Consider the following 6,351-nt stretch of genomic DNA (forward strand, 5'->3'; position numbering starts at 1 on the left):
CCCCCTCAGCCCCGGGCCCGCAGGCGGTCCGTGCTGTCCTCACTCGGCTGTACGACGACGATGCCCTGGCCCGAGAAGGCCATCTGGTAGGCCTCTCCGCTGCCCCGGCCGATCAGCGAGGACGCCTTGAAGCTGCGCTTGCCCTTCACCTTCAGGTTCGGGGACCAGGCGACCAGGGCGTCCGGGTCGACGTACGTCTCGTCCTCGCCGCTGCCGCAGTCGACGACGACCGGCGTGCCGCGCGAGGTCAGGGCGACCCAGCCGGTGCCGGAGATCTTCACGTTGAACAGGCCCTGGCCGGCGAACTTGGCCAGGCCCTTGACCCGCTCCACACCCCACTGGAGGCTCGCGTCGAAGGCGAGCACATTGGTGCCGTTGACCGAGAGCGCGTCGTTGTTGAGGTTGACGATCACGACGTTGGCGCCGTAGTCGGCGAGGTAGAGCAGGCCGTCGCCGGTGCACTTCATGAGGGGCGCGCCCTCACCGGTGATCCAGTCCCGCGCCATCTGGCGCACGGCCGGCGGGTTGGGCTCGTACTGGATGAAGCCCTCGTAGGCGACCATCGAGCCAACCCGGGCGAACAGGTCCTGGCCGGTGGCCATGGCCACCTTGAGCATGGCGCTGCCGTGGTTCTCCATCCGGGCGGTGACGGGGGTGGGGGCGTAGCCCGCGAGTTGCTGGTTCATTGGCCGGGCTCCCTCAGACCTCGTACGGCTGGACGACGATGAAATTGCCCGGGGCGCCCCGGAACTGGAGATTGACGGACTCGCCGCTGTGCCCGGGGTAGGCGTTGCGCCGCAGCCGGACCTGGCTGGAGACGATCACCTGGGACGCGGCGGACCAGGCCACGATCGCGTCGCTGTCGGCGAACGTGGTGGGGGTGACCGGCAGCACCACGGGGGTGCCGTGCGTCATCACGACGACGGTGCCGGAGCCCTGGAACAGCATGGTGAACAGGGCGCCGCCGGGAATGCCGTGGCCCTCGATCCGGCGCACCTCGTACTGGAGGGACTCGTCGAAGGCCAGGACGTGCTCGGCGGAGACGCAGATGCCGTCGCCCTGGAGTTCGATGGGGTGGAGGTAGGCGCTGTTCTCGGCGAGGAAGACCTGGCCGCGGCCGGTGCAGCGCATCAACTGCATTTCCTGGCCGGTCGCGTTGCCGACGATCCGGCCGGCGAAGCCCGCTCCCTTGTAACCGAAGTCGACCTTGCCCTGGTACATGACCATGCTGCCCTGGCGGGCGAGCACCGGCTGGCCGCCGATGCCCAGGTCGACCCGCACGAGCTGCTTGTTCTGCGGCGTCCAGCGCTGGCCGGTGGGAAGCTCCTTGTACATCTGGATCGCCGCGTGCAGCCCACCGCCCTGGGGCGCGCCCTGCGGCTGCCCGTACGGAGCGGCCTGGCCGTAAGGGGCCGGCTGGCCATAGGGGGCGGGCGCGCCGGGCGGCGGGGTCTGGCCCGGGACGTGGCCGGGCCCCTGCCCGAACGGGGGCTGCTGCGGCGGCTGTCCATAGGGCGGCGGCTGCTGCGGCTGCCCGTACGGCGCCGGCGCGGCGGGCGGCGGCACGGTGCCGGGCACCAGGTGCATCGGCGCTGCGATGGTGGGCGCGGCGTGGATCTGCGGGCTGGGCGCGGGCGGCGGCGTCGAGCCCTGGGGCGGCGGCGCGTAGTGCTGCGGGGCGGGCGGGGGCGTGGGCGCGGGCGAGCCGAAGGCGGGGGCGGGCGCCGGCGGGGGGACCTGGGCCGGACCGCCGAACTGCGGGGCGGGCGCGGCGGCCTGGGGCGGCGGGGCGAACCCGGGGGCCGCGCCCTGCGGCTGCTGAGGCGGCGCCGGCTGCTGCGGCGCGGCCGGCTCCTCCTCCAGTACCTCGCCGCCGAAGTTCTTCAGGAGGGCTTCGAGGCCTCCGTCGAAACCCTGCCCGACGGCGGCGAACCGCCACACGTCCTTCAGGTAGAAGTCGCCGAGCATCACGGCCCGCTCGGTGCTGAACTCCGCGCCCGTGAACGCGTACCGGACCACTTCCTCGCCGCCGGCGACGACCCGGATGTAACCGGGGCCCACCTGCGACATCTGGCCCGCGCCGTCGAGCGTCGCGGTGAAGGAGAGCCGGTGGATGTGCGCCGGCACGCGGTCCAGGCTGACGCGGAACGACTCGGTGTCGCCGGCCTGCGCGCCCAGGAGCTGGATCGACTCCTCGGGGGATTTCGGCTGGTTGAAGAAGACGAAGTAACGGTCGTCGGACAGCTGCTCGTTGGCGTCGAGCCCGAAGCAGCTGATGTCGAAGGTCAGCCCGGGACCGCCGATCTGCACGCCTACGTACAGATCCGTCCCTGCGGTGAGATCACTGACCTTGGCCTTGTGGCCGCGCTGGAATTCCCTGGCCATGCGTACCGACCGTCCCCCATCCCGAGGTGAATGCGTCGCGCCAGGCTAACGGCTGCCCCGGACAATCGGCGAAGCCGCTACACATTCGGTACAGAACCGCCGGCCCTCACTCCTCGCGGGCCGCCGGCAGGTGCGGAAGGCGGTCCGCGGCGACCACGCCCTCCAGGTAGCCGCGGGCCCGTTCGGTGCGCGGATAGGCGTCGAGGAGGCGCCAGAAGTCGGGGCCGTGCCCCGGCACCAGGAGGTGGGCGAGCTCGTGCACGAGCACGTAGTCGACGACGTACTCCGGCATCCCCTGGAGCCGGTGCGAGAGGCGGATGCTGCCCTCGGCGGGGGTGCACGACCCCCAGCGGGTGTTCTGATTGGTCACCCAGCGCACCGAGGCGGGGCGGGCCCGGCCGTCGAAGTACTGCTCGGAGAGCCGCTCGGCGCGCTCGGTCAGCTCGGCGTCGCCCAGCATCCGCTTGCTCTCCTGAGCGGCCAGCTTGTCGAGCATCACCGTCACCCAGCGCTGCTCCTCGGCCTCCGACATCCGGGCCGGGATCAGGACGATGGTGCGGTCGCCCTCGCGGTAGGCGGAGACCGTCCGGCTGCGCCGTGCGCTGCGGCGGACCTCGACCGCGCTCGTCGCCGGGCCGCGTGGCGGCAGGCTTGACGGGCTGCGCGGGAGGCTTCCGGCACTCTGCAGTGGGTCGGCGGGCACGCCCCGACGTTACCCGCTGTCAGTGGGGGAAGTCCCGCCTCCGGGGCGGTTGAGCCATGATCCATCCGCTGAGGTGCAGCATTCGAATGACTAATGGCCCCTGCCTGTGGACAACTTTTCACGCCGCTCGGCGCAGGCGTGCATTCTGGCCCCATGCCGCACGAGGGCCTGCGACGGGGCAGGTTCCGGGGACGTGTGGCGGGGCACGACGACGGGGGTTCGACGATGCATCCAATGCTCAAGCCGGCACTGCGCCGGGCGTGGCGCGACCGGCAGACCGTGCAGTTCGGCATCACCCCCGCGCAGGCGGTGGTCGTGTCGCCGGTGGACCCGGCGACGGGCCAGTTCCTGGAACTGCTCGACGGCACCCAGGGCATGCCGATCCTGTACGAACGGGCCCGTGCGCTGGATCTGCCGCCGGACCGGGTGGACGAACTGGTGGCCCGGCTGACCGCGGCGGGCGTGGTGGACGATCCGACGGCCGGGGGCCCGGCGGCCGACGCGCTGCGCAACCGCGCGGACGTCCGCGAGCGACTACGGCCGGATCTGGCGTCCCTCTCGCTGGTCCACCCGGAGCCGGGCGACGCGGCGCGCCGGCTCGCGGCGAGGGCGGCCGTACGGGTGCAGGTGCGGGGCGCCGGGCGGGTCGGCGCCACCGTCGCCGCGGTGCTCTCCGGAGCGGGAGTGGGCCGGGTCGACGTCCTGGACGGAGGCGTCGCGCAGCCGGGCGACGTGGCGCCGGGCGGATTGCCCGAGCGGGCGGTCGGCGAGCGCCGGGCGACCGCGGCCGGGCAGCTGGTGCGGCGGGCGGCGCCGGGTGGCCCGGCGCGCCGGAGCCGGGGCGCCGAGGAGTCCGGGCTGTCCTTGATCGTGGTGGCCCCGCGCGAGGCCCTCGACGTCCACGCGCCGGACACGGCGGACGCCGAGGGGTGGGTGACGGCCGGAATTCCCCATCTGTACGCGGGGGTTGTGGAGACGACCGGAGTGGTGGGCCCCCTGGTGCTGCCGGGCGGCACGGGGTGCGCGGGCTGCCTCGCACGGGGCCGCGCACAGCGGGATCCGGCCTGGCCGCGGCTGCTGGCCCAGTGGCGCTCGGGCCGGCGGCGCACCGCGGTCCCGGCCTGCGACCTGGCGCTGGCGACGGCGGTGGCCGGGCTGGCCGCGGCGCACGCGCTGGCCTTCCTTGACGGCGATCTCCCGGCCACCACCGGCGCCCGCTGGGAGGCCTCGCTGCCCCAGCTCGACTGGCGGTCGGCCCCCGTCGAGCCCCACCGGGACTGCCCCTGCGGCGCTGTGCGGAACACTCGGGGGGAGCAGGTCTCCGCGGTCGCGGGGCCACACGACACAATGGCCGGGTGACGCCTGCGAGGGCGCTGCTGTCTGGGATTTGGAGGGGCGCATGTCTGATCTTCCCCGGAAGGCGGTCACCCGGACCGCCAAGCTGGCCGCTCTGCCACTCGGTTTCGCCGGCCGGGCGACCTGGGGCCTGGGCAAGCGGATCGGCGGCAAGTCCGCGGAGCTGGTCGCCCGCGAGCTCCAGCAGCGCACCGCCGAGCAGCTCTTCAAGGTTCTGGGCGAGCTCAAGGGCGGGGCCATGAAGTTCGGCCAGGCCCTGTCCGTCTTCGAGTCGGCCCTGCCGGAGGAGGTCGCCGGCCCCTACCGGGCCGCCCTGACCAAGCTCCAGGAGGCGGCGCCCCCGATGCCGGCCCGCACGGTGCACGCGGTGCTGGAGGAGCGACTCGGCGCCCAATGGCGCGAGCTGTTCCGGGAGTTCGAGGAGAAGCCCGCCGCGGCCGCCTCGATCGGGCAGGTGCACCGGGCGGTGTGGCACGACGGGCGCGAGGTGGCCGTCAAGGTGCAGTACCCGGGCGCGGGTGAGGCGCTGCTCTCGGACCTGACACAGCTGAGCCGCTTCGCCCGGCTGCTCGGCCCGCTGATCCCGGGGATGGACATCAAGCCGCTCATCACCGAGCTGCGCGACCGGGTCTCGGAGGAGCTCGACTACGAGCTGGAGGCGCGGGCCCAGCGGGCGCACGCCGAGGAGTTCGCGGGGGACGCCGATGTGCTGGTGCCCGCCGTGGTCCACCAGTGCGACCAGGTCCTGGTGACCGAGTGGATCGAGGGCATACCGCTCTCGGACGTGATCAAGGACGGCACGCGGGAGCAGCGGGACCGCGCCGGGCAGCTGCTGACCCGGTTCCTGTTCTCGGGTCCCGCCAGGACGGGGCTGCTCCACGCCGATCCCCACCCGGGCAACTTCCGGCTGCTGCCGCCCGAGCGGGACGGCGGCCCCTGGCGGCTCGGCGTCATGGACTTCGGCACGGTGGACCGGCTGCCCGGCGGGCTGCCGGCGACCATCGGCGAGTCCCTGCGGATGACGCTGGAGGGCAACGCCGAGGCGGTGTACGAGCTGCTGCGCGGGGAGGGCTTCGTCAAGGAGTCCATCGAGCTGGATCCGGACGCGGTGCTCGACTATCTGCTGCCGATCATCGAGCCCACCCAGGTCGAGGAGTTCACGTTCAGCCGGAGCTGGATGCGCGGGCAGGCGGCCCGTATCGCCGACCCCCGCTCCCCCGCCCACCAGTTGGGCAAGCAGCTCAATCTGCCGCCCTCGTATCTGCTGATACACCGCGTGACGCTCTCCACGATCGGGGTGCTGTGCCAGCTGGACGCGACGGTGCGGATGCGGGACGAACTGGCCGAGTGGCTCCCGGGGTTCGTGGCGGGCGCACCGGCCGGACTCGAAGGGGCCGGACTCGAAACGACCGGGCTCGAAACGGCAGGCACGACGGCGGCAGGCGCGACGGCGGCCGATGCGACGGCGAAGGGGTCCGAGTCCGTCGACGCGGGCGCGCCGGAGGTGGCCGAGAAGGCGTGAGGGCGAGCGGCCCGGGCGGAGGGGGTATGGCGGCGGGCGTTACCACCACGCCGAGTCGAGTCTGCCCTCGATGGCCCTGATGTTGGCGCGGGCGCAGGCGTCGCAGTAGTAGCGGCCCGCACCGTCCTCGACCGAGTAGGTCCAGGTGGGCGGTGGGCCTCCGGCCGGAGCCGGGGTCCCGCAGTGGGAGCACACGATGGTTTCGGCCATCGGCCGATTCTGGTCGTCCACCTGGCGACGATACCGCCGTGCCGGGCCGCGCGGCACCACAACGCACCGCGGGGGGGGGGGGGGGGGGGGGGGGGGGGGGGGGCGGGGGGGGGGGGGGGGGGGGGGGGGGGGGGGGCGGGGGGGGGCGGCGGGGGGGGGGGCGCGGGGGGCGGGG

The 6,351-nt window shown here is 73.8% G+C and carries 6 protein-coding genes; 2 read left to right on the forward strand and 4 right to left on the reverse strand.

What is annotated here, in order from left to right:
• Window positions 1-5: 5 nt before the first annotated feature.
• The 3 genes from ACGF3I_RS13945 to ACGF3I_RS13955 all read right to left on the reverse strand — a co-directional run bounded on the left by ACGF3I_RS13945 (window position 6) and on the right by ACGF3I_RS13955 (window position 3,088).
• Window positions 6-686 carry an AIM24 family protein gene (locus ACGF3I_RS13945; protein ID WP_393131509.1) on the reverse strand — a complete coding sequence of 227 codons (681 nt, stop codon included), beginning with the start codon at window positions 684-686 and terminating at the stop codon, window positions 6-8.
• Window positions 687-699: 13 nt separating this feature from the next.
• Window positions 700-2,385 carry a TerD family protein gene (locus ACGF3I_RS13950; RefSeq protein ID WP_393131511.1) on the reverse strand — a complete coding sequence of 562 codons (1,686 nt, stop codon included), beginning with the start codon at window positions 2,383-2,385 and terminating at the stop codon, window positions 700-702.
• 106 nt (window positions 2,386-2,491) lie between these two features.
• Window positions 2,492-3,088: a M48 family metallopeptidase gene (locus tag ACGF3I_RS13955; protein WP_393131513.1), complete on the reverse strand. Its 597-nt coding sequence runs from the start codon at window positions 3,086-3,088 to the stop codon at window positions 2,492-2,494.
• 225 nt (window positions 3,089-3,313) lie between these two features.
• Between ACGF3I_RS13955 and ACGF3I_RS13960 the strand changes: the two genes are divergently transcribed.
• Together ACGF3I_RS13960 and ACGF3I_RS13965 are read left to right on the forward strand one after the other, a co-directional pair.
• A complete protein-coding gene (locus tag ACGF3I_RS13960) occupies window positions 3,314-4,447 on the forward strand; it encodes a TOMM precursor leader peptide-binding protein (RefSeq protein ID WP_393131515.1) in 1,134 nt (377 codons plus the stop codon).
• A 40-nt stretch (window positions 4,448-4,487) separates the two neighbouring features.
• A complete protein-coding gene (locus tag ACGF3I_RS13965) occupies window positions 4,488-5,966 on the forward strand; it encodes an ABC1 kinase family protein (protein ID WP_393131516.1) in 1,479 nt (492 codons plus the stop codon).
• Window positions 5,967-6,005: 39 nt separating this feature from the next.
• Here the strand turns inward: ACGF3I_RS13965 and ACGF3I_RS13970 are convergent, their stop codons facing one another.
• A complete protein-coding gene (locus ACGF3I_RS13970) occupies window positions 6,006-6,176 on the reverse strand; it encodes a hypothetical protein (RefSeq protein ID WP_393131518.1) in 171 nt (56 codons plus the stop codon).
• Window positions 6,177-6,351 lie beyond the last annotated feature (175 nt).

The organism is Streptomyces sp. NPDC048111 (assembly GCF_043202815.1).
Lineage (GTDB): Bacteria > Actinomycetota > Actinomycetes > Streptomycetales > Streptomycetaceae > Streptomyces.